We start from the raw sequence: 810 nt of genomic DNA, 5'->3' as shown, positions 1-810 counted from the left end.
AGGCGGTATTAAGTGTCAGTGAAAAAGAATTAACTGATAAAATAGCTTCATTATGTAAGAATCGTTCGGTGTCCTGGGCAGAGGAAAAGGCACAAATGTTAATAGAGGCTGCCCTACGTAATCCATTTCAAAACAATCTCTATGAGAGTCATATTTTCAATCTAGAAATTTTAATTAAGATAGTTCTTCAATACCAAGAGCATCTATCCAAGATTGCAGATGAAATAAATGCTCTCGCTAAAGAAATTGAAGAGTATTATATTCTTCAATCTATCCCTGGAATCGGAGAAAAAATCGCTGCCACGATTATATCCGAAATTGGAGAAATAGATCGATTTAATGATGCCAAGAAACTTGTTGCATTCGCTGGGATAGATCCTAGTGTGTACTCATCTGGGAGGTTTACCGCATCGGTGAATCGAATAACGAAACGTGGCTCATGTAGACTTCGCCACGCCTTATATATGGCTGTTCAAAGTGGTATAAGGGATAGTCGTAAAAAGAAGACAACCGACGAGATTATTCCACGCAATCGAAAACTAAGAGAGTTTTATGATAAGAAACGAGAAGAAGGAAAACCCTTTAGGGTAGCCGTTATTGCATGTGTAAACAAGCTCTTACACTGGATCTTTGCCTTATTAAAAAAACGAACAACTTTCCAAGATATAGATTAATAACTATATCTAACTAAATACAACAAAACCTTCCAATTAAAATATAGCGGTAGGTTATTTGGCATGTGCATTTTTAGTATACCACGAGATTATTTATCTTTTTATTGAAAAATGTTGACAAACTATTAGCTGGTTT

Annotated in this window: 1 protein-coding gene; it reads left to right on the top strand. The window is 35.6% G+C overall.

From position 1 onward, the window contains the following. On the top strand, positions 1 to 674 hold a 674-nt coding region (locus tag M3600_RS28420; RefSeq protein ID WP_251648575.1), incomplete at its 5' end, for an IS110 family RNA-guided transposase. Positions 675 to 810: the final 136 nt, after the last annotated feature.

It is taken from the genome of Niallia sp. MER 6, from assembly GCF_023714395.1.
In the GTDB taxonomy this organism is placed as follows: Bacteria; Bacillota; Bacilli; order Bacillales; family Cytobacillaceae; genus Niallia.
The sequence above is the reverse complement of the archived record's forward strand: the minus strand, read 5'-3'. Positions and strand labels throughout refer to the sequence as shown.